The organism is Reyranella massiliensis 521 (assembly GCF_000312425.1).
Lineage (GTDB): Bacteria > Pseudomonadota > Alphaproteobacteria > Reyranellales > Reyranellaceae > Reyranella > Reyranella massiliensis.
Window position 1 is genome coordinate 2430589 of the sequence record NZ_HE997181.1, and the last position, 22382, is coordinate 2452970.

General features: G+C 65.5%; 14 protein-coding genes. 4 read left to right on the forward strand and 10 right to left on the reverse strand.

Annotated elements, in window-relative coordinates:
- Nucleotides 1-15: 15 nt before the first annotated feature.
- Nucleotides 16-2181: an RNA degradosome polyphosphate kinase gene (locus BN60_RS12010; RefSeq protein WP_020696295.1), complete on the reverse strand. Its 2166-nt coding sequence runs from the start codon at nucleotides 2179-2181 to the stop codon at nucleotides 16-18.
- Nucleotides 2182-2298: 117 nt separating this feature from the next.
- Here BN60_RS12010 and BN60_RS12015 point away from each other — a divergent pair, with 117 nt between their 5' ends.
- From BN60_RS12015 to BN60_RS12025, 3 genes are all read left to right on the forward strand, one after another.
- Entirely contained in the window at nucleotides 2299-2823 is a 525-nt protein-coding gene (locus BN60_RS12015) for a SixA phosphatase family protein (protein ID WP_020696296.1), read from the forward strand.
- A gap of 6 nt (nucleotides 2824-2829) precedes the next feature.
- On the forward strand, nucleotides 2830-3849 hold the full coding sequence (locus tag BN60_RS12020; protein WP_020696297.1) for a hypothetical protein: 1020 nt from the start codon (nucleotides 2830-2832) through the stop codon (nucleotides 3847-3849).
- Between the two features lie 112 nt (nucleotides 3850-3961).
- On the forward strand, nucleotides 3962-5242 hold the full coding sequence (locus tag BN60_RS12025; protein ID WP_020696298.1) for a DUF5624 domain-containing protein: 1281 nt from the start codon (nucleotides 3962-3964) through the stop codon (nucleotides 5240-5242).
- Between the two features lie 53 nt (nucleotides 5243-5295).
- On the opposite strand, the gene BN60_RS12030 is transcribed toward BN60_RS12025, so the two are convergent.
- The 8 genes from BN60_RS12030 to BN60_RS12065 form a co-directional block, all read right to left on the reverse strand.
- Nucleotides 5296-6123, reverse strand: coding sequence for an SDR family NAD(P)-dependent oxidoreductase (locus tag BN60_RS12030; RefSeq protein ID WP_020696299.1), 828 nt, complete (start codon nucleotides 6121-6123; stop codon nucleotides 5296-5298).
- A gap of 206 nt (nucleotides 6124-6329) precedes the next feature.
- Complete coding sequence (locus tag BN60_RS12035; protein ID WP_020696300.1) at nucleotides 6330-7844, reverse strand: amidase; 1515 nt, start codon at nucleotides 7842-7844, stop codon at nucleotides 6330-6332.
- A gap of 30 nt (nucleotides 7845-7874) precedes the next feature.
- Nucleotides 7875-8576, reverse strand: coding sequence for an ABC transporter ATP-binding protein (locus BN60_RS30095; protein WP_020696301.1), 702 nt, complete (start codon nucleotides 8574-8576; stop codon nucleotides 7875-7877).
- Complete coding sequence (locus tag BN60_RS12045; RefSeq protein WP_020696302.1) at nucleotides 8569-9303, reverse strand: ABC transporter ATP-binding protein; 735 nt, start codon at nucleotides 9301-9303, stop codon at nucleotides 8569-8571. Before BN60_RS12045 ends, BN60_RS30095 begins: the two co-directional genes overlap by 8 nt.
- Before the next feature lie 7 nt (nucleotides 9304-9310).
- A complete protein-coding gene (locus tag BN60_RS12050; RefSeq protein ID WP_020696303.1) occupies nucleotides 9311-10351 on the reverse strand; it encodes a branched-chain amino acid ABC transporter permease in 1041 nt (346 codons plus the stop codon).
- A gap of 16 nt (nucleotides 10352-10367) precedes the next feature.
- Nucleotides 10368-11597: a substrate-binding protein gene (locus BN60_RS12055; protein ID WP_020696304.1), complete on the reverse strand. Its 1230-nt coding sequence runs from the start codon at nucleotides 11595-11597 to the stop codon at nucleotides 10368-10370.
- 2 nt (nucleotides 11598-11599) lie between these two features.
- The gene (locus BN60_RS12060; RefSeq protein WP_020696305.1) at nucleotides 11600-12457 is read right to left on the reverse strand and encodes a branched-chain amino acid ABC transporter permease; all 858 of its coding nucleotides are present in this window, start codon (nucleotides 12455-12457) and stop codon (nucleotides 11600-11602) included.
- 123 nt (nucleotides 12458-12580) lie between these two features.
- Complete coding sequence (locus BN60_RS12065) at nucleotides 12581-13723, reverse strand: substrate-binding domain-containing protein (RefSeq protein WP_083856377.1); 1143 nt, start codon at nucleotides 13721-13723, stop codon at nucleotides 12581-12583.
- Nucleotides 13724-13955: 232 nt separating this feature from the next.
- Between BN60_RS12065 and BN60_RS12070 the strand changes: the two genes are divergently transcribed.
- Complete coding sequence (locus BN60_RS12070) at nucleotides 13956-14399, forward strand: MarR family winged helix-turn-helix transcriptional regulator (protein WP_043283863.1); 444 nt, start codon at nucleotides 13956-13958, stop codon at nucleotides 14397-14399.
- Between the two features lie 48 nt (nucleotides 14400-14447).
- Here BN60_RS12070 and BN60_RS30335 read toward each other — a convergent pair whose 3' ends face one another.
- Nucleotides 14448-22358, reverse strand: a complete 7911-nt coding sequence (locus BN60_RS30335; protein ID WP_043283866.1) for an autotransporter-associated beta strand repeat-containing protein — start codon at nucleotides 22356-22358, stop codon at nucleotides 14448-14450.
- Nucleotides 22359-22382: the final 24 nt, after the last annotated feature.

A 22382-nucleotide genomic window follows, 5' to 3' on the forward strand; every position in this document is an offset into this window, starting at 1 on the left:
GACGCCGCTCCCCGGTCACGAACTCAGGACAAGGCGCGGTACAGCACCACTCAGCTTCAGGGCGCTGCCCCGGCCCGAGAGAGACGGGTTCGTCATGAAATAGTGATGCGCGATGAAGGGTTCCTTTGCTGCACGGGGCCGGCGGTATTCGCCGTCCGGCGCCATCAGCCAGCTCTGCCCGTCATCCTTCAGGTTCGCGACCATGATCTGGTCGAGCACCTGCTCGCGCACCGTCTGGTTCTCGACGGGACACAGCAGCTCGACGCGGCGGTCGAGGTTGCGCGGCATCCAGTCGGCCGAGGAGATGAATACCTTGGCGTCGAGCGACGGCAAGGCCTTGCCGTTGCCAAAGCAGACGATGCGCGCATGTTCGAGGAAGCGCCCGATCATGCTCTTGACGCGGATATGCTCGCTCAGCCCCGGGACGCCGGCCCGCAGACAGCAGATGCCGCGGATCACCAGATCGATCTGCACGCCGGCCTGCGAGGCGGCGTAGAGATGGTCGATCAGCTTGGCATCGACCAGCGAGTTCAACTTGGCCCAGATCGCCGCCGGACGGCCCGCCTTGGCATTGGCGATCTCGACGTCGATCAGGCTGATCAGCGTCGGACGCAGGGTCACCGGCGCGAAGGCGATCTTCTCCATCTGCTCCGGCCGCGCATAGCCCGTCATATAGTTGAACAGACGCGCGGCGTCGCGACCCATCGCGGGATCGCAGGTGAAGAACGAAAGGTCGGTATAGATGCGCGCCGTGATCGGGTGGTAGTTGCCCGTGCCGAAGTGGACGTAGGTCCGCGTCGCCTGCGCCTCGCGCCGCACCACCATCGAGACCTTGGCGTGGGTCTTGAGATCGATGAAGCCGTAGACGACCTGCACACCCGCACGTTCGAGATCGCGCGCCCAGCGGATATTGGCTTCCTCGTCGAAGCGCGCCTTGAGTTCGACCAGCGCCGTCACCGTCTTGCCGGCCTCGGCCGCCGCGATCAGCTCCTTGACGATCGGCGAGTCGGCACTGGTGCGGTAGAGCGTCTGCTTGATGGCCACCACTGCCGGATCGCGCGCAGCCTGGCGCAGGAACTGCACCACGACGTCGAAGCTCTCGTAGGGATGGTGAACGACGATGTCCTTGGCGCGGATGGCGGCAAAGCAGTCGCCGCCGAAGTCGCGGATGCGTTCGGGGAAACGGGCATTGTACGGCGCGAACTTGAGGTCGGGCCGATCGTCGACGATGATCGCCTTCACGTCGCCGATGTTGAGCATCAGATCGAGATGGAAGACGTGCACGGTCTGCGTCTGCACGGGAATTTCGAGCTGGTCGAACAGGAAGTCGCGCAGCTCGGCCGGCATGGCGCTATTGACCGAAATCGAGATCAGGTCGCCGCGACGGCGGCGCTTCAGCGCGCTCTCGTAGAGCAGCACGAGATCCTCGGCCTCCTCGTTGATCTCGACGTCGCTGTCGCGGATCACACGGAAGAAGGCGCGCTCGATCACCTCGTAGCCGGGAAACAGACGCGGCAGGTAGATGTCGATCAGATCTTCGAGCGGCAGGAGGCGGATCTCCGGCCCGGGCAGCCGCACGAAGCGATCGACCTGCGGCGGCAGCGGCAGCAGCGCCATCAGCGGGCGGCGGTCGTCCTTGCGGTGCAACTTCAGGATGCCCGAGAAGCCGCCATTGGGAATGAACGGGAACGGATGCGCCGGATCGATCGCCAGCGGCGTCAGGATCGGGAACACCTGGTCGATGAAATACTGGTCGAGCCAGTTGCGTTCGTCGCCGGTCAGCTCGCCGGCATCCAGCACGGCAATCCCCGCCTCGCGCAGCTCCCCCTGCAGCGCCGCCCAGACATCCTGCTGATGTGCCATCAGGATGGAGGCGCGGTCGCGGATGGCCGAGAGCTGCTCGGACGGCGTCATGCCGTCGTCGCTCAACTGCGTCGAGCGGGTCTGCAGCATGTCGACAAGACCCGCGACGCGAACCATGTAGAATTCGTCGAGATTGGCTGCCGATATCGACAGGAAGCGCACCCGCTCCAGGAGCGGATGGCGCGGGTTGCTGGCCTCTTCGAGGACCCGGGTGTTGAAGGCCAGCCACGACAGTTCGCGATTGATGAAGCGGCGGGGACTGTCGGATGCTATTTCGGGGGCCGGCGTCTGATCCGCCGTTGTGTTGAGCGCGTCCATGTGGACCCCAAGCGGGGTACTCTCCCTAAGGTTCATTGAAACGGTATCGTCTCTACATGACCATGTCATGGCAATTCAGTAATCCATTGATCTGAAAGGTTCTTTCCGGTCTATCGCATGAAGACAGTCCTCCTCCTGCGGCATGCGAAATCGGCCTGGGACAACGCCGCCCTGAGCGACCACGACCGCCCGCTGAACCGGCGGGGCGAGCGCTCGGCCGCCGTCATGGCCGATCATCTGGCGGCCGAGGGCCCCCGCCCCGACCTGATCCTCTGCTCGACGGCGATGCGGACGCGCCAGACCCTGGCGCCGCTCGTGAAAGCCCTGGGCCTCCCCGCACCGCCGATCTCCCTGGAGAAGGAACTCTATCTCGCCTCCGAGGATGCACTGCTCCGGCGATTGCAGAGGTTGGCGGACGAGGTGAAGACCGTCCTGCTGATCGGCCATAACGACGGGATCGGCCAGCTGGCCGCGATGCTGGCCGGTCATGGACCTGAACCGGCCCTGTCCGAACTGCGGGAAAAATATCCGACGGGGGCGCTGGCGACGCTGCGCCTGCCCCGCGGCCCGTGGAGCGCCCTGGCCCCGGAAGCCTGCGAGCTTCAATCCTTCGTCAGGCCGCGCGATCTCGACAGGAGCTGACGTCCGATGAATCGCAGGGGTGGATGGCTCGCCGCGCTGTTCGTCGGCCTAGTCGCCGTCGCCGGGCCCCTGCCCTGCTGGGCATGGGGAGCCACCGGCCACGAATGGATCAGCGGGATCGCGATCGAGAAACTGCCGGACTCGATCCCCGTCTTCGTGCGGACGCCCGAAGCCATCGCCGAGATCGCCGTCATGGGGCGCGAACTGGACCGCTCCAAGGGCGCCGGCCGCACGCACGACGCCGAGCGCAACCCGGGCCATTGGGTGTCGCTGGCCGACGACGGCTCGGTCGTCGGCGTCCTGCCGCTGGCCGACCTGCCGGAGACGCGCGAGGACTACGACACGCTGCTGCGGGCCAAGGGCTTTACCCAGTACAAGGCCGGCTACCTGCCCTATGCGATCGTCGACGGCTGGCAGCAGCTCCGCAAGGATTTCGCCTACTGGCGCGCCGCCAAGAAAGGAATCGAGACCGCCTCCTCGCCCGAGGAGCGCGCCTGGTTCGAATCCGATCTTCGACTGCGGGAGATGCTCACCCTGCGCGACCTCGGCGTGTGGAGCCACTACGTGGCCGACGCCTCGCAGCCCCTGCACGTCTCCGTGCACTACGAAGGCTGGGGGAACTATCCCAATCCCCACGGCTACACGACCAAGGACATCGACGCCTATTTCGAGGGAGAGTTCGTCAGGGACAATCTCTCGCGCGCCGCGATAGCCGCGAAGGTCGGGCCCTATCGTTCGTGCGATTGCTCGATCGAGGCGCAGACGAAGGCGTTGCTGCTCGCCACGCTGGCCCAGGTCGAGCCGCTCTACACGCTCGAAAAGGACGGCGACCTCAAGCCCGGCGGCCCGCAGGGCATTGCCTTTGCGACCGACCGGCTTGCCGCCGGCGCCACGGCATTGCGCAACATGATCGTGGACGCCTGGCTCTCCAGCGCCGACACGCCGGTCGGCTACCCGATGGTGAACGTGCGGGATATCGAAAGCGGAAAGGTCCGGGCCACGGAGAAGCTGTTCAAGGGCGATTAGGGGGCGATCAGGGCAGTTTGTGATCTTCCTCGTGCTCAGCCTGATCTCTAGATTTGCTGCTGCGTCGCCGGCACGAGAGCGCGGTGCATCGCGAGACCTCAGGAGACCTGACATGCGCCCAGCCGGCATCCTTGCATTGGTCTTGTCGTTGATCGCCAGCAGTCAGGCGCAGGCTCAGCGAGACGGCGCCTACACGACTCCCGCGCCGTTCATGGAGCTGTTCTTCGACTTCAGTGGCAACGAGGAGCGCGACTATCCCGCCGGCCGGCCGACGATCGGCCAGATGCTGAGCGAGGCCGAGCTTGGCCTGCTGCGCAGCCACGCGGCACCGCCGCCTCTGATCCTGGTCGTCGGTTCCGACATCCACGTCTATGACAGCGGCAGCGGCGCGCGGCTGGCGCAGGCGCGCTTCCGGGCAGACCGCAATAGCGGGTTTTTCGAGATAACGGCGATCAGTCACATCGGCCCGGCAATGGCCTACCTCGCCCAGATCAAAGCCGATGGCGACCCGCGCTGGAAGGAGCGTCTGGCATCGCTGGTCGACCACGTCCGCAAGGTGCGTGCACTCAACAGCCGCGCGGCGGACAACTGGCTCGACCGGCTCGATCCCCCCTCCTGGCGAACCCACAAGGACCAGATCCGCGCCATGGTCGACTATGCCTGCGCGCGCGCCATCGACTATGCCGGTTCGCTCGGCGACGGTACCCGCTTTACCGTCGCGAACGTGAATGACGACTTCTTCAACGGCAAATCGGCCGCGTACCCGATCCCGTTCCGCAACGTCATGATCGCCACGTTCATGCTCGACACCGTGCGCACCGCGACCGAAGTGCAGCGCGCATTGGCGCAGGCAAAACTCGACTGGCCCAACGCCCTTGTGCTGGTGAGCAGCCGGGCCGGCAGCAACGTTTCCGCGGGCCTGACCGACGGAACCAATTGGCTGGTGAGCTTCCTGCAGGCGGCATCGGGCTTTACCCTCCCCGGCCAGCGGATAAAGATCGCGCCCTACATGGAGATACGCCCCGGCCTCGGCGACGCGCAGCTAGCGGCGGATAGTCTCAACTACTACACGAGGCAGGTCTGGGGGCCGCTCTACTACCGCGAACTGATCGCCGATCGCGTCTTCTCCAACATCCCCACTATCTACCTACCCGGCCGGCCGGCGCTGCCGGGCGACCCAGGCATCACGTCAGCCGACGCGATCGACCAGTTCATGATCCGTCTCAAGCACTCGCTGCGGGACTCGCGCGAGATGCTGTCCAACACGGTCGCCTTCTGGATGGTAAACGAGCTTGGCCGGAAGAACTGGGATCCGGCTGCGGTCGACATACCGGGCCTCACGACGGGACTGCCCGCCAACCTGCCGGGCTATCCTGCAATCACCCTCAAGTGATCTGCGTTCGTCACGGCTGCGCCACGACGACAAAGGCGGTCCATCGCGGTGCCTTACGCGAGGCCGAGGCCCATGCCGCCGTCAACGCGGAGAATCTGGCCCGTGACGAACTGGGCTTCGTCTGAAGCCAGATACAAGGCGGCATAAGCCGTGTCGTAGCCCGTCCCCATCTTGCCGCGCAGGGGAACCTGCGCATCGCGCGCGGCGCGAACCTCGGCCGTCGAGCGGCCCGTCGCCTGGGCAATTCCGGATACCGCCATCGGCGTGTCCATGAAGCCCATCATGATGGCGTTGGCCCTGATGCCGTGGCGAGCGTTGGACTGGGCAACGTGCGTCGTCAGCCTGTTCACCGCCGCCTTGGAAACTTCGTAGGCAAGCTGCGTCGCGCCGCTGGTCGCCGCCAGCGAGGAGATGTTGACGATCGCCCCGCCCTGCCGTTCGCGCATCGCCGGAAGGGCCGCCTTGATCGTCTGCCACATGCCCTTGAGGTTCACGTCCAGGATCCGGTCGAACACCGCCTCTTCGAGGCGATGGGCGGGAGCATCGCCGCCGCCGCCGATACCGACGTTGTTGACGAGAATGTCCAGACGGCCATGGCGTGCGAGCGCCTGCTCGACGATGCGCGCGCAGTCGGCGGCATTCGTGATGTCGGCGGCCAGAGAGGATACGGCAGACGCCGCGGAAGTTTCGCGCGCGATCTCGTCGGATGCGATCTGATCGGCCGTCTTCTGCGCCCGCTCGGCAATCCTGTCCACGCAGAGCACGGTCGCCCCCTCGCGGGCGAGCAACTGCGCAATGGCGGCGCCATTGCCAATCGTTTCACCCGGCGTCTGTCCGGCGCCGACGACGACGGCGATCTTTCCTGCAACACGTTTGGCCATCTCGAATCCCTTGCTTGCGAGACGCCGAGTTTGGCCACCGCCGCACCGAATGCAAACGCATTGGCGCCGCTTGTGCCGCCCTGCAACTACTCTGCGATAGGCGCAGCAGGGATTGCCGTGCGATGGCTTCGGTTCCGTACGAGAGCCGCCCCGTCCGCAGGGTCCTCCGGGCTTCAGGGGCCCGAAGGACCGCGGCAACGGCTGCCTTACATCTTCTTCCAGTCGCCCGACTGCTCGAAGGCAAACGCCGCCTTGTAGATCGTGGGCTCATCGAAGTGCTTGCCGACCAGCATCAGCGAAACCGGCAGACCATCCGACATGCCGCAGGGCACGGCCATGGCGGGATGATGGGTGATGTCGAACGGCGCCGTGTTGGAAATCATGTTGAGCGCGCGCTCGACATAGAGTTCGCGCGGCGCGTCGGCGGGCGGCAACGGCGTCGCCTTCAGCGGCGTCGTCGGCATCATCAGCAGGTCGAAGTCGTCGAGCGCCTTGTCGTAGGCCGCGGTCAGCAGCCGCGTCTGGTTCATCGCCTTGCCGTAGTAGCGGCTGCCGTAATAGCGGCGGATATAGGTGCCGAACATGGTGAACAGCTTGGTCGTGTCCGACATCTCATTGGCCCGATTGCGCCAGTTGCGATGGAAGTCCATCAGGCTGGTGACATAGAGATCGGGCCGGCTGACGCCGTAGCCGTCGCCCCACATCATGGTCTGGGTCAGGCCCTCGGTGCCGATGGGCATCCAGAGCGCCGGCGCGACCATATGCATGGGGATCGAGACCTCACTGACCTCGGCCCCCAGCGCTTCGTACTTCTTGGCCGCCGCCCGGACCTTGGCGTTCACGTCCTTCTCGGCGTTGGCCTGGGCGAAGCCTTCCGTCACGAGGCCGATCTTCATGCCCTTGATGTCGCCCTGAAGCGCCTTGGTGTAGGGGTGCGTCTTGACGTTGATCTGGCGCGAATCGTAGCCGTCGGGGCCGGCCAGCACCTCCAGCAGGAGGGCATTGTCGCTGACATTGGCGGTCATCGGGCCGGTATGATCGACGTAGATCTCGATCGGCATGATGCCGGTATAAGGCACCAGCCCATGGGTCGGCTTCATGCCGTAGGTGCCGGAGAAGGACGACGGCATGCGGATCGACCCACCCTGGTCGCCGCCCAAAGCCATGTCCGCCTCGCCCAGCGCGACCAGCACCGCGCTGCCCGACGACGAACCTCCGGCCGAGTAGCCCATCTTGTGCGGATTGTGCACCGGCCCCGTCGCATTGGTGTGGCTGCCGCCGGACAGGCAGAAGTTCTCGCAATGCGCCTTGCCCACGATCGTGGCCCCCGCATCGAGCACGCGCTGCACGACCGTCGCGTCGATGTCGGGCACATAGCCTTCCAGTGTCGCGGCGCCGTTCATCATCGGCACGCCAGCCAGCATGATGTTGTCCTTCAGCACCACGGTCTTGCCCTTCAGCTTGCCGCGGGCGGCGCCTTCAACCTTCGTTTTGACGTACCAGGCATTGTGCTTGTTCTCGTCGCCGGTCGGCCGATAGCCCGGCGTGCGCGGATACTTCACGCGCGGCAGGTTGTCAGGCATCGCATCGACGACGTTGTAGGCCGCCACGCTCCCCCGCATGAGGTCGATGTAGGACTTCACGTCGGCATCGGTCAGCGACAGGCCGACATCGGCTGCCACCTCGCGCAGTTGCTCTTCGGTCGGAACTTGAACGGCCATGGCTTCCTCCTCTTTCAGTCGATACCGGATTCAGGGTGCGAGATGCCGCATCAGTTGCGGATCTGACTTCACGGCGGCAGCCGCACCTTCGAGGGCGACCTGGCCGCGATCCATCACATAGGCGTAGCTGGCGACTTCGAGGGCCAGCTCGATATGCTGCTCGACGAGGATGACCGCCATCTCGCGCGAGAGCTGCTTCAGGCGGTCGGCGATCTCCTCGATCACCCCGACCCACACGCCCTCGGTCGGCTCGTCCAGCATGATGAGCTTCGGCCTGCCCAGCACGGCGCGGCCGATCGCCAGCATCTTGCGCTCGCCGCCCGACAAGGTGCCGGCCGTCTGCGACAGGCGTTGCGCCAGCTTGGGAAAGAAATCGAGCACGTAATCCATGCCCGAGCGATCGGGCTGGCGTACGCAGCCCAGCAGCAGGTTCTCGCGCACCGTCAGCTTGGTGAAGATGCCGTGCTCCTGCGGCACGTAGCCGATGCCGCGCCGCACCCGGCGCTCCGCCACTTCCCGCTCTACAGCGGCGCCATCGAAGCGAATCCTTCCGGACATGGGCGGCAGTTCGCCGAACAGCGCCTTCAGGAGGGTCGACTTGCCCGCACCGTTGCGGCCCAGCACGGCGACGGCGCCGCGCGCCGGCGCCTCGATCGAGACGCCGAACAGCGCCTGGCTGCGGCCATAGCCGGCGCAGAGGCCATCGACCTGCAGGAGGCTTGAGTCAGACACGGGTCGTAAACACCTGCTGGACCTTGGAAGAGCGCTGGATCGCCTCGACATCGCCCTGGTCCAGCACCTTGCCCTGGTCGAGCACGGTCAGCCGGTCGCAGATGTCGCGGATGAAATGCAGATCGTGCTCGACGATGATCAGGGAGCAATGGGCCTTGATCGGCGCCAGGAGCTCGCCGGTGACGCGCCGCTCTTCCGGGCTCATGCCGCCGGTCGGCTCGTCGAGCAGCAACAGCTTCGGCCGCAGCGCCAGCGCCATGGCGATCTCCAGCCACTGCTGCTGGCCGTGGCTCAGCTCGCCTGCCAGGTCGTCGGCACGATCGATGAGCCGGAAGCGTTCGAGCAGACTCGTGACGTCGGCGTCAAGCGCACGGCGCGACAGCGAGAGCAGCAGCCGCGACAGGCTCTCGGTCGACTGCATTGCCAGCAGCACATTGTCGTAGACCGAGAGTTCCGGGAGCACGGCGGTGATCTGGAACTTGAGGCTGAGACCGGCACGTGCACGCTCATAAGGCGTGGCGCGCGTGATGTCGTGGCCGTCGAACACGACGGTGCCGCTATCGGCGAAATGCGCACCGGCGATCGCCTTGAGCAACGTGCTCTTGCCCGAACCGTTGGGGCCGATCAGTCCATGAAACGTCCCCGCCTGCACGTCGATGTCGACGCCATCCAGCGCCTTCAGGGAACGGAACGTCTTGCTGACGTTGCGGATTTCGAGGAGCGCCATGGCGGCCTCACCCGTCCCGCCGGCGCCGGCCGTAGGAGCCGATGCGCTCGCGGTCCGACACGAAGAGGCCGAGGATGCCCTTGGGCTGGAACATCACGACGCCCAGCAGAATGAGCCCGAGGATCACCGGCCAGATCGGCTTGATCGCGTCGATGTCGGACAGCACGTACGACAGAACCTCGACCGTCACCGCCCCGAACACGGGACCGATCAGCGTGCCCGATCCGCCCAGCAGGCTGTACAGCACCGCCGTCGTCGAAAGGCCCGGCCCCATGTTGCCGGGACCGATGAAGCCCTGGTGGTAGCTGTAGAGCGCGCCGCCGAGGCCAGCGACCAGACCGGCCAGGGAGAAGACCACCGCCTTGAAGAGCTGCACGCGATAGCCGAAGAAGGCCAGCCGTTCCTCGTTCTGGCGCATGCCGGCCAGCACCAGCCCAAGCTGGGACCGTTTGAGGAAGCGCGCCCCGACATAGATCAGGATCAAGAGCGCCAGGGCGAGGAAGTAGAAGGCCACCCCTTCGACGAATTCGTAAGCGCCGATCTTCAGCAGCTTCACCGAGGACAGGCCATTGCCCGCGCCGACATACTGCCAGCCCGACACCAGACGCTCGGCGGCATACGCGCCCGTGAGCGTACCGAGCGCCACGAAGATCGTGGTCGGCGGCTTGCGGCCCAGCAGCAGGAAGGCCGCGAACAGGGCCGCCAGCAGCAGGCCGACCAGCATGGCGAGCGGCAGCGTCCCCCAGAGTTCGCTGAACTCCAGATCGCGCCCGACCAGCGCGATGGCATAGCCCGCGACGCCGAAGAAGAGCGCCTGGCCGAAACTCATGATGCCCGAGAGGCCCCAGCACAGGTCGAAGCTGATCGCGAGCAGCGAGAGGATCAGGACATTGGTCGCAAGGGTGATGAGGTCCGTCCGCTCGCTCAACACCATCGGCACGATCAACGCGACGACCAGCGCACCTCCCTCGATGTAGGGAAGGACTCGACGGAACGCAGGGGAGCGTGTTCCCCGGCGTTCGGACACACGCTCGGCTACCACGGCCATCCGGACGCTTCCCTGGTCAGCATTCCTTGGGATCGACCATCTTGTCGCTTTCGATCACCGCGTAGCGCGTCTTGCCGGCATCGACTTTGCACTGCGCGATGTACATGTTCATCCGGCAGTGCATCTTGCCGGGTACCATCTCGGCGCCGCCGCCGGGTCCCTGGTCGATCTTGGCCTTGTCCATGGCGGCCGACACCGGATCGCGCGCCAGGTCGCCGTTCGTTGCCTTGACCGCCGCCTCGTAGAGCTTGATGCCGCGATACATGCCGGTCGAGGCGGAGCCTGCCGTGAACAGATACTTGGTGTCGGGGAAGCGCTTGGAGTAGTCGGCCTGGAGCTGCTTGCTGAACGGATCGTCGACCGACTGGAAGTAGTCGAGACAGCTATAGAGCCCGTCCATCTCCTGGGCCGGGTGATAGTTCAGCAGGTTCTCGTCGTAGTAGACGCAGCTCAGGACGCCGCCGTTCTTCTGAAAGCCCGATTCGTAGAGCTGCTTCACGAAGGGCTGCAGGCCCGGCGGAATGACGGTGTTGAAGACACAGTCGACCTTGCCATCGCGGATCTTGCCGATGGTCGCCGAGTATTCGGCCTGGTCGAGCGGATAGTATTCCTCGAACACGACCTCCCCGCCGTTGGCCTCGATGACCTTGCGGGCATACTTGTTCAGGAGCTGCGGCCAGACATAGTTGGCCGACGGCAGGGCAAAGCGCTTCTTGCCGGCCGTCTTGATCAGATAGGGAATGAGCTTGTCGCACTGCTGCGCCGGCGTCGGCCCCGTGCAGTAGAGCGACTTGGTGCACTCCTGCCCTTCGTAGAGCTGCGGATAGATGTAGAGCGTGCGGCCGCGATTGACGATCGGGTCCTTGATCGCCTGCCGCATCGCCGAGGTGATGCCGCCCAGCACGACATTGACCTTCCGCTCCTGGATAAGCTTGCGCACGTTGCCGACGGCGATCTTGGGATCGGACGCCGTGTCTTCGAGGAAAAGCTCGATCGGCCGGCCGGCGACCCCGCCGCTCTTGTTGATCTGTTCCACCGTGAACTGCGCCACCTGCCAGTTGGCGTTGCCGGACGGCGCGATGGCGCCCGTGATGTCGGTGGCGATGCCCATGCGGATGGGATCGGCGGCAAAGGCGCCCTTTGGCGCCAGCATCCAGCCGCCACCCCCGGCGATCCAGCCGGCGGCACCAAGCGCCCCGGCGCCCAAGAGACGTCGACGACCCAGAGAATGCACCTTGTCGCTCATGTTCAGAGCCTCCCCTGCGTAATGAATCCTTGTGGACGGAACTTCACGATTACCAACGCGATGATGAAAACCAGCGGATCGGCGAGCACCGGCATGACGAGCCAGGGCAGGCCCGCTGCCATGCCGCCGACGACTGCGGCCCCCAGGACAGGCCCTTCGAAAGTTCCGACACCTCCCAGCATCACCGACAGGAACGCCTGCACCAGGAAGCGCGTGCCGATATCCGCCGAGAGCTGGTAGAGCGGCACGATGAGCGCGCCGGCCAATCCGGCGAGAGCTGCGCCGAAGGCGAAGGTGAAGGCGTAGAGCCGCGACGTCGAAATCCCGCAGGCTCTCGCAAGGTTGGGATTTTCAAGCGACCCGCGCACCTGCAGGCCGACCGAAGTGCGCGCCAGAAACAGCCACGTCCCGGCGATGACGCACGCCGTAACGACGACGATGACGGTGCGCCAGATGGAAAAGTCGACGCCGAAGACCGTGAAGGCGCCCGGCAGCGGTTCGGAGATCGACTTGTAGTGGCCGCCCAGCAGCCCGCGCACGATCTCGCGAATGACCAGGCCGACCGCGTAGGTTCCCAGCATCGCGATGATGGGCGAGGCATAGAAGCGCCGGATGACCAGCCGTTCGAGGACGAGGCCGATCAGCGCCAGCACCAGTGGCGCGGCCAGGATGCCGGCCCAGGCCGACAGGCCGCTGCTTTCGAAGACGTAGACGGTGTAGGCGCCGAGAAGGACGAACTCGCCGTGGGCAAAATTGAAGATGCCCATCATGCTGGCGATGATTCCAAGCCCCAGCACGATCAGCACCATCACCGACATGAAGGCGAGCAGATCGAACACAAGCTTGATTTCGATACCCATGGTCACCGCATGCGATCGCAGCCACTGCGGCCCGACGCGTTGGCTACGCGAGAACCGCACACCCCATGTATTTAAAACAGAAAATTTTCACTTTTCAAATAGTTTAAGTTCGGCGCCCAAGCGTCAGAACTTTTCGAGCAACTTGAAGTCGAAGCCGTCGGCTTCCGCAAAGTAGATCGGCATCTCGGCGCGCCGGTGACGCAGCCCGACGGGCCCCCGCCCTCCGCGATAGACCATGTTCGACGCACTGCTGGTCAGGCTGGGCAGGTGCAGCGTCTCGGACTTGCGCGCCAGCGCCTCCAGGAAATAGAGCGCTTCGTAGTTCGCCTGTGCCACGGCGCCCGGAACCGGCGCAGAGGCTCCGAACGCCTTCTGGTAGGCGGCGAGGAACGCTTCGTTGGATGCGGTTCTCACGCTGGCGAAGTAGCCGAAGGCCGCGAACAAGTTCGTCGTGTTGTCGGCGCCGATTCCCAAAAGGACGGTTTCGTCGATGCAGTTTGCCAGCCGCAACACCTTCTCGCTGAGACCGTATTCGGCGAACAGCCGGTTGAAGAGAATGCCGTCGAGGCCGATGAGCGAGATGAAGACGACATCGGGTTGCAGCGCCCGTATGCGCTCGACATAGCGATGATGGTCGTCGTTGCCCAGCGGGACGAAATCCTCGCCCACGACCCTGCCTCCGGTCTCGGCGATGTAGCTCTTGACCTCGCGATGCGAGAGCCAGGGCCAGACATAGTCGCTGCCGATCAGATACCAGCGTCGGGCATGCTTGCGCTCGGCCAGCCAGGCAATCGCCGGGCGCGCCTGTTGCGGCGGGGTCTCGCCGATGGCGAACAGGCCGGGCGTTCGTTCGCCGCCTTCGTAGATCGAGGGATAGATGTAGGGGAGATGGCCGGCGAATGTCCCGCGCAACGACATGCGAACCGCACTGATATGGTTGCCGACGATGACATCGGCGCCATCGAACTCGACGATGTCTTCGGCGTCGCGCGTCACCTTCTCGATCGCCGCGCCGCTATCGACGACGGTGAGTTCCAGTTCGCGTCCCAGGATCCCGCCGCGCGCATTGATCTGATGGGCGGCGAGAACGGCGCAGTTGAGCGACGACGGCCCCCAGATACCCGCTGTGCCGGTCATCGTGACGAAGTGCGCGACCCGTAACTTGGATTTGTCCCGCCGGAGCGTTTTCGGCAGGCCGGGAAGCAAGGCGCCGGCAATGGGCGCGCCTCCACCGGACCCAAGGGCCGAATATGGCGCCTCGAGCATCAGCACGGGTCCGCAGCCTCGTCGACAAGACTCAAGGGAGATCGCCGCATGTCAGCCTCCGTATCCTGCCATCATGAGCCCCCGGCCACGCGTCCGAAACCGTCAACCGCTTCCCCCGCTGCCCGGACAGGCTGCCGCCAAATATTGTTGAATTTTCAACAATTGAAGCACATATAAAGGCGCATCGTCGAGCATGCATGTTCCGTGCCTTTGGCAGGTTCCGAGGTCGCCCGTGTCAAATTCTTCTTCCGCCGATTCACCTATCACCGTGCATCTGGCCTATCTGCTTGCTCAAGCGAATCGCGAGATCAACCGCCAGCTCGACGCACGATTGCGCGCCGAGGGCGTGCCCGTCGAGCAATGGCGCATCCTCAAGGTGCTGTCGGATGGCAACGGACGGTCCATGGGCGATCTGGCCGAAGCGGCCCTGCTCAACCATCCGACGCTCACCAAGACCATCGACCGCATGGTCGCCGACTCGCTCGTCTATCGCATTTCCGATCCTGCGGATCGCCGCAAGGTCCTGATCTTCTGTTCGGACCGCGGCAAGGAGCTGGCGAAGCGCCTGGCGCCGCTGGCCCTCGGCCAGGAAGCGCACATCGCCAAGAACTACGGCGGTAAGGCGACCGCCCAGCTCAAACGACTGCTCGAAGACTTGATCGAGCGCGCTGGATAACGCCCTCATGCAATCGATTGCACGAGGCGGTTCCTGGCAGGGAGTGCCCTACCAGGTCATGCGCAGCCCGGCGGAGATCGCGTGGGTGTCGTCGCGGCCGGTGATCTCGCCGTCGTAGCGGGCGTAGATCGAGGTCGAAGCGCCGATCTGCGTGTTGAGGCCGAGGCCGACCACGGCCGCGTCGCGCAGGGGCTGAGCGCCGTAGACGGTGAAGGGCACGGCCGGTGCACCGGCGAAGGCCGCCGTGATGGGCCGCGACGTGTCGGCATATTCGTGCGCCCAGCCCAGCCGGATCGTCACGCCCAGCGGCCGTTCCATCCCCACCGGGATGTTGGCGCCGAGATCGGCACCGATGATCGTGCGCACCGAGGTGGTGTTCTGCTGCGCCACGCCGAGGTTCAGCGACTGGGCGCCAGACTCGGTGAAGGGGTTCTGCGACACCGCCACGGTCTGGAAGCGGGCGAAAGGTGTGATCGTCGCCTGCGCCGCTTCGAGGAGGCCGATCCGGTAGCCCGCCTCGATCTGGCCCAGGAACTGGTTGGCGCCGGTCTGGCCGCTGGCGATGCGGGTGGCCAGGCCCGGGATCGCCATCACCCGCTGCATCCGGTTGTCGCTGTAGGCGTAGCCTGCCAGCGCGTCGACATAGAGACCGCCCTGGTTGAACGAGGCGTAGAGCGCGGCGCTGTAGGTGTCGGCGTTGCCGTTGCCCATGAAGCCGTTCACCCACTGCCGGCCGCTCGAGTAGCCGACGGCAAGGCCCACCAGGAAGCGCGGGTCGAGGCGATAGTCGACGCCGATGGCGGCGCCGCCGAGATTGTAAGTGAGCGTGCCCGCGTTGGTGTTGCCGCCGACGCTGCCGAAGCCGCCGAGGCCGCTCATCCAGGCTCCCCACTTGGGCAGGTCCTGGGTGTCGCAGGCGACCGTGCAGGCCTCGGCCAGCGCCACGCGCGTGGTGCCGGCGCCGTTGCCGTTGCGGGCCTGCCCCACCTGCTGGCCCAGCGTGTTCATGAACACCAGCGAGGCGCCGATGTTCACCGTGCCGAAGCCGGTATAGGGCTGGCCGCTGATCGCATCGAGCGCCGCCGGTCCCTGCTGGGTGTCGAGCCCGGCCAGGGCATTCAGCACCGTGTTGAAGTCCCCGGTCGCCGTCGGCGAGGCGATGTCCAGCGCCGTGCCGACGGCATACTGGTTGCGCGTCTGCGCGCCCGAGGCGAAGGCGCTCGCCGTCTGGAACAGCAGCAGATACACGTTGTTGGCGTCGTAGCTGAGGCTGGGCGTCAGGAAGGCGAGATTGCTCGTGACACCGCTATAGGTGCCCGTCAGGCCGCCGGTGGCCGTGACGATGGTGTAGGTGGTGTTGCGCTGATAGGTGCCCGATGCCGCCAGCACCTGCACCGTGGCGCCGCCGCCGATCGCGGCTGTGCCGGTGGCGACGATCTTGTCGTTCTGGCCGCCGCTGTTGACCTCGACCTGATAGACGCCGCCGGTCTGTACGAAGTTGCCGGTAACGTTCAGCGTGCCGATCGAGTTGCCGGGCGCCAGGACACCGCCGTTGGAGGTGAGCTGCCCGATGAGCGTGCCGCTGCCGCCGAGCATGCCGCCCGCCCCGATCGCGACGTTGCCGGTCAGGCTGCCGTTCACCGTCAGGAGGCCAGCCGACACCGTCGCGCCGCCGCCCACGACATTGTTGCCGGTGAGGATAAGCTGTCCGGCGCCGGTCTTGGTCAGGCTGCCCGTGCCGGAAATCGCACCGGCATAGGTCCCGTTCGTCGTCTGGTCGAACACGAGGGCGGCGTTGTTCACAATGTTGCCCTGCAGGCTGGCCGAGTTGCCGGTCAGCGTGCCGCCCGACACCACAGTGCCGCCGGCGTAGCTGTTGGTCCCGGTCAGCGTCAGATTGCCGGCGCCGTTCTTGGTGAACCCGCCCGTGCCCGACATGTTGCCGGCGTAGGTCCCGTCGACGCTCTGGCTGAACACCACCGCGGCATTGTTCGCGATGTTGCCCTGCAGGCTGGCCGAGTTGCCGGTCAGTGTGCCGCCCGACACCACAGTGCCGCCGCTATAGGTATTGGCGCCCGTCAGCGTCAGATTGCCGGCACCGCTCTTGGTGAACCCGCCTGTGCCCGACATGTTGCCGGCATAGGTCCCGTCGGTGCTCTGGCTGAACACCACCGCGGCGTTGTTCGCGATGTTGCCTTGCAGGCTGGTCGTGTTGCCCGTGAGGGTACCACCCGACACGGTCGTGCCGCCGCCGTAGCTGTTGGCGCCGGTCAAGGTCAGATTGCCAGTGCCACTCTTGGTGAGCCCGCCCGTGCCGGACATGACGCCGGCATAAGTGCCGTCGGTGCCTTGGCTGAACACCACCGCGGCGTTGTTCAGGATGTTGCCCTGCAGGCTCGTCGTCGTGCCCGTGAGCGTGCCGCCCGACACGGTCGTGCCGCCTGTGTAGCTGTTGCTTCCCGTCAGGGTGACGTTGCCGGAACCACTCTTGGTCAGGCCACCCGTACCGGACATGTTGCCGCCATAGGTGCCGTCCGTGCTCTGGCTGAACACGACGCTGGCATTGTTGACGATGTTGCGCTGCAGGCTGCTCGTCGTGCCCTGCAGGATGCCGCCCGATACGGTCGTGCCGCCCCTGTAGGTGTTGACGCCGTCGAGGATGAGCGTCCCCGCGCCGGTCTTGGTCAACGCGCCCGATCCCGAGATCGCGCCCTGCAGGGTGAGTTGATTGCCGTTGGTGTCGAACGTGCCGCCGGGGGCGCTCAACGTGATCGGCCGCGCGATGGTGAAGCTTGCCGTCGCCTGCAGCGTGCCGTTGATCAGAGTCAGCCGCGTACCGGCTGCACCGAAGGCGCTGTCGGAACCGGCCTGCACGGTGCCGCCGGTGATGGCCGTGCCGCCGCTGTAGGTGTTGGTGCCTGTCAGGGTCACGGTGCCGGGGCCCATATAGGCGATGTCGCCGCTGCCGCTGATGTTGCCGGCAAAGACGATATCGTCGGAACGGTTGAAGGCGAGCGTCCCCTCGTTGAAGACGTCGCCCGCGATCATGCCGGTGGTACCGCCATTGCCGAGCTGCAGGATGCCGCCCGAGATGATCGTGCCGCCGCTGTAGGTGTTGTTCGCCGTCAGGATCAACGTGCCGAAGCCGGTCTTGGTAAGCACGCCGTCGCCCGACATGACGCCCGCATAGGTGCCGTCGGTCGCCTGGTCGAAGACCACGCGCGCATTGTTCTCGATGGCGCCCTGCAGGCTCGTCGTCGTGCCGGTCAGCGTGCCGTCCGACACCACGGTGCCGCCGCTGTAGGTGTTGGCGCCTCTCAGGGTCACGTTGCCGGAGCCTGTCAGAGTGAGGCGGCCGCTGCCCGACATCGTGCCGAAATAGGTGCCGTCCGTGCTCTGATTGAAGGTCACGGTCGCGTTGTTGACGATGTTGCCCTGCAGGCTCGTCGTCGTGCCCTGCAGCGTGCCGCCCAGCACCGTCGTGCCGCCCGTATAGGTGTTGGCGCCGGTCAGGATCAGGGTGCCGCTGCCCTGCTTGACCAGCGAACCCTCATAGCCGCCCTCCTGGCCGCCGTCGGCGATCACGCCGGCAAAGGTCGTGTCGTTGGCCGTGCCGACCGTCAGGCTGTTGCTGCCCAGCGAGATCTTCGAGCCAGCGACACCGGCGAGATCCTGGATCGTGCGGCCACCGCTGGCGCCGGAGAGGTCGAGGCTCGCGCCGGCGCCCGCGAGGTTCACCCCACTCGACGTAGCGACACTGCCGTTGTCGTAGAGCACCAGCGTCGCGCCCGCCCCGACCATCGTGGCGCCGGTATAGCTGTTGTCGCCGGCCAGCCCCTGCGCGGCATTGGCCGCCAGGACGAGCCCGCCGCTGCCCGAGATGACGCCGGTGAAGCCTCCCGTGGTGCCGGTGATGGTGAGCGTCTGGTTGCCCAGCACGACGCTGAGGCCGCTGCCGCTCGAGCCGCGCAGGCCGCCGACCGTGGCGCCGTCGGTCGTTCCCGAGATGTCGAAGGTCGCCACGCCGCCCGCGAAGCTCGGCGAGAAGGCGACGTAAAGCGTGTCGGCGATCGAGCCCGCGCCGGTCAGAGTCAGGCTCGCCCCCTGGTAGATCTGCGTGACACCTCCATAGGTCGACACGCCCGACAGCGTCAGGCTGCCTTCGATGATCGTCAGCGCGCCCCGCGTGACGCCGGGCCCGGCATCGACGATCGTTCCCGAGAACGTGCCCGTGGCGTTGTCCAACACCAGCTCGATGCTGCCGAGCTTCACCGTGCCACTACCGGCCAGGTCCGTGATCAGGCTGGCGGAGCTGCTGGTGCCGCTGACGTCGAAGGTCGCGCCGCTCGCCACCGTGACGCTCGAGTAGGAGATAATGCCCGAGCCGACCAGCGCCAGGGTGCCGCTGGAGATCGTCGTCGCACCGCTAAAGCCGCTTATGCTTTCAAGGGTCAGCGTCCCACTGCCCTGCTTGGTCAATCCGCCGCTGCCCGAGATGCTGCCGCTGAAGGTCGTCGAGTTTGCCGTACCCACCGTCAGCGTATTGCCGCCCAGCACGATGAACGTACCGGCGACACCGCTCAGGTCCTGGATCGTCTGGCCGCCGCTGCTGGCGGAGATGTCGAAGGTGACACCGGCGGCTGCGAGTGCGACGCCGCTCGACGCCGCGATGCTGCCCGTTCCGGCCAGCGCCAGCGTACCAGAAGCGATCGTAGTGGCGCCGGCGTAGAGGTTGGTTCCCGAGAGGGTCAACGTCGCGCTGCCCGTCTTGGTCAATCCGCCCGTATCTCCAAGAGGCTCGATGATGCCGGCGAAGGTCGTGTTGACGGAAGAGACGACGGTCAGGGTGTTGGCGCCGAGAAGAATGTACGACGAATCGACACCGCTCAGGTTCTGCACGGTCACCGACGAGACGCAGCTGCAGCCGATGTCGAAGAATGCGTTCGCGCCGGTGAGATTGAGACTGCTCGACGTGGCGATGCTGCCATTGCCTTCGAGGATCAGCGCCGCATTGCCCTCGATGGTCGTGGCGCCCGTGTAGGTGTTCACGCCGTTCAGGATCTGGAGCGCAAGGCTTGCAATGCGGAGGCTGCCGCCTGTCCCGCCGCCGATGCCGCCGTCCTGGATCACCCCGCCGAAGAAGGGCGAACCAACCGTGATCGTGAGTTCCTTCGCACCCAGGGCAACGATGCCGCCGTTACCGCCGGTATCGATCAGACCGAGGATGGAAGCACCCGAATTCGTCTGGGAGATGTCGAAAGCCCCTGTCCCCAGGCCGCCGACGAAGTTCACACCGGCGTTGACCATCGAGCCCGCGCCCTTGAGGGCCAGCGTGCCGCCGCCGCGGATTTCTGCCGGGCCGCTGAAGGTCGAGGTGCCCGACAAAGTGAGCGTGCCGCCCCGGATCTGGATGCCGCCAAAATTGCCGCCATCGTCGATCGTGCCGGAGAACTCGGTCGAACCGTCTGTGATCCGCAAGACATTGGCACCGAGCTGGACCGTGCCGGCCCCCGCCAGTGTCCGGATGTTGTTGTTGAAGACGTTGTTGCTGATGTCGAAGGTGGCGCCGCTGGCGACCGTCACCACGGCGGACTCCGAAATCCGGCCGCCGTTCGCCAGCGCCAGAGTACCGGCGCTGATCGTGGTGGCGCCGGTATAAGTGTTCACGCCTTCGAGGGTCAGGACACCGCTGCCGACCTTGATGAAGGACCCACCCAGCGCCCCGCCCAGCCCGTTGTCGGCGATGACGCCGCTGAAGGTGGTCGAGTTCGCCGTCCCCGCGGTCAGTGTCCGGTTGCCCAGCGCCACGATACTGCCCGCGACACCGCTGAGGTCCTGGATCGTCTGGTTGCCGGCGCTGCCCGCGATGTCGAACGTGGCACCGGCGGCCGCGAGATCGACGCCGCTCGACGACGCGACGCTGCCGCTGCCGGAAAGCGCCAGCGTGCCGCCATTGACGGTTGTCAGGCCGGCATAGGTATTGACGGCGGTGAAGGTGAGCGTGCCGCTGCCTGCCTTGGTGATGCCGCCGAGACCCGAGATCGCCGTCGCCAGCGTGACGTCGTTGCCGTTGGTATCGAAAGTGCCGCCGTTGATACCGATCGCTTCCAGCCGTGGCGAAATGTCGATCGTGTTGCCGGTCGCCCACTGCACGCCGCCGCCGCTCAGGGTGACGTTGCCGGTGCCGAAATTGTCGAGCGTCGTGAAGTTGATCAGGCCGCCGATGATCGCCGTGCCACCCGTATAGGTGTTGGCACCGGTCAAGGTCAGCGTGCCGGTACCCTGCTTGATCAACCCGCCGTTGCCGCCGAAATCGTCGATGACGCCGGCGAAGGTCGTCGAGTTGGCCGTCCCCACGATCAGGCTGTTGTCGCCGAGGCGGACCGTTGAACCGGCGACGCCCTGGAGATCGTTGATCATCTGCTGGTTGAGGCAACCGCAGGAGATGTCGAAGACGGCGCCGTTGCCGGCCAGATTCACGATACTCGAACTGGAAATCGCCGAGTTGTCGTCCAGTTCCAGCACGGCATTTTCGTTGATCGTGGTGGCGCCAGTGTAGGTATTCACGCCGGAAAGTATCAACGCGGCGCCCGACGCCAGGGTGATCCCGCCGCCCGTGCCGCCACCGAGACCGCCGTCCTGGATGTTGCCGTAGTAGTCCCCGATGCCCGTGATGGTGAGCGTCTTCGAACCCAGCGCGATCACGCTGCCCGTCAACGGGGCATCCGCGATACTGGAGACGGTGGCGCCGCCCGCGGTCAGCGAGATGTCGAACACTGTGCCCGACCCGCCCAGGAAGATGACGGCCGACGAGGCGATGCTGCCGGAACCCGACAGTGCCAACGTGCCCGCGTTCACATTCGTGTCGCCGGTATAGTCGTTGTTGCCGCTCAGGATGAGCGTACCGCCGCCGGACTTGGTCAGGTCGCCCGCACCGGTAATCAGTCCGCTTTGTGTGAGTGTCGTTCCGTTCGCCACCTCGAAGGTTCCGCCGCCCGCATTCAGCGTCGTCGAACGCAACATGGTGAACGTTGCCGTAGTCTGCAGCGTGCCGCCGCCGAAGGTGAGGCCGCCGTTTGTGCTTCCGAGACCGTTGTTTGCCGAGATCGAGATCGTGCCGGCGTTGATCGTCGTTCCGCCGGAATAGGAGTTGGAGCCCGACAGCGTCCAGGTGCCGGCGCCCGTTTTCAGGATCGAACCGCCGCCGGCTATGCTGCCGCTGAAGGTAGTGGACTCTCCGTTGCCACCGACCGCAAGCTGAACGGCTGAGTTGAAGGAGACAATTCCGCTTCCTGCAATGGACCCCATGTCCGTGTTGGCTGTCGTGGTGACGACCAGTCTCGAACCGGAATTTAGCGTGAGTCTGGCCTGATCTCCCCTCGAGGTATCCCAGAGGGTGATGTAGGCACTGCTGCCGCTCAAGGTAATTGTTGCATTGCCGAGCGAAGCGGTATGGCTAGCAGCTATGTCGACGTCGCCGGTGGCGACGACCGTGGCGTTTGCCGCCGTCGATGACCCGTTGAAGAAAAGATTGCCGCCGTCCGTGATTTCGAAGCGGGCATTCCCAGCGCCTGCCGAGTTGAAGAAGGAGATGTTGCTGCCGGACGTCGATGACGTGAGCGTCTGCACTTGCGCCGAATTGTTGGTGATACCAGTGCCCCGAAAGAAAAGAGCGCCTGTCACATTGACCGTGTAGGCTTTGGCGTCGCTGTCGAAGACGAACGCTCCGACATTTTGAATGTTCGAGATATCGACGATGGCAGAGGCCGTCGTGCCGGAGAATGTTGCTGTGCTGGAGGATCCAGGTACCGACGCCGGATTCCAGTTGCTCGCCAGGGTGTAGTCGGAGGTTGTCCCCACCCAGGTTTGAGCGACTGCGTCCAACGGCGTCAGCGCCGTAGCGCCCAAAAGACACGCAACAGCCAACCGCGCCGTGCGCGCCATCTTCACGCTACGCATTCCCACCGCCCCCAAACCCCACCA

Excerpts from the sequence above, each read along its gene's own strand:
- BN60_RS12010 (WP_020696295.1), bottom strand. The coding sequence starts at position 2,181 with ATGGACGCGCTCAACACAACGGCGGATCAGACGCCGGCCCCCGAAATA.
- BN60_RS12015 (WP_020696296.1), top strand. The coding sequence starts at position 2,299 with ATGAAGACAGTCCTCCTCCTGCGGCATGCGAAATCGGCCTGGGACAAC.
- BN60_RS12020 (WP_020696297.1), top strand. The coding sequence starts at position 2,830 with ATGAATCGCAGGGGTGGATGGCTCGCCGCGCTGTTCGTCGGCCTAGTC.
- BN60_RS12025 (WP_020696298.1), top strand. The coding sequence starts at position 3,962 with ATGCGCCCAGCCGGCATCCTTGCATTGGTCTTGTCGTTGATCGCCAGC.
- BN60_RS12030 (WP_020696299.1), bottom strand. The coding sequence starts at position 6,123 with ATGGCCAAACGTGTTGCAGGAAAGATCGCCGTCGTCGTCGGCGCCGGA.
- BN60_RS12035 (WP_020696300.1), bottom strand. The coding sequence starts at position 7,844 with ATGGCCGTTCAAGTTCCGACCGAAGAGCAACTGCGCGAGGTGGCAGCC.
- BN60_RS12045 (WP_020696302.1), bottom strand. The coding sequence starts at position 9,303 with ATGGCGCTCCTCGAAATCCGCAACGTCAGCAAGACGTTCCGTTCCCTG.
- BN60_RS12050 (WP_020696303.1), bottom strand. The coding sequence starts at position 10,351 with ATGGCCGTGGTAGCCGAGCGTGTGTCCGAACGCCGGGGAACACGCTCC.
- BN60_RS12055 (WP_020696304.1), bottom strand. The coding sequence starts at position 11,597 with ATGAGCGACAAGGTGCATTCTCTGGGTCGTCGACGTCTCTTGGGCGCC.
- BN60_RS12060 (WP_020696305.1), bottom strand. The coding sequence starts at position 12,457 with ATGGGTATCGAAATCAAGCTTGTGTTCGATCTGCTCGCCTTCATGTCG.
- BN60_RS12065 (WP_083856377.1), bottom strand. The coding sequence starts at position 13,723 with ATGCTCGAGGCGCCATATTCGGCCCTTGGGTCCGGTGGAGGCGCGCCC.
- BN60_RS30335 (WP_043283866.1), bottom strand. The coding sequence starts at position 22,358 with ATGCGTAGCGTGAAGATGGCGCGCACGGCGCGGTTGGCTGTTGCGTGT.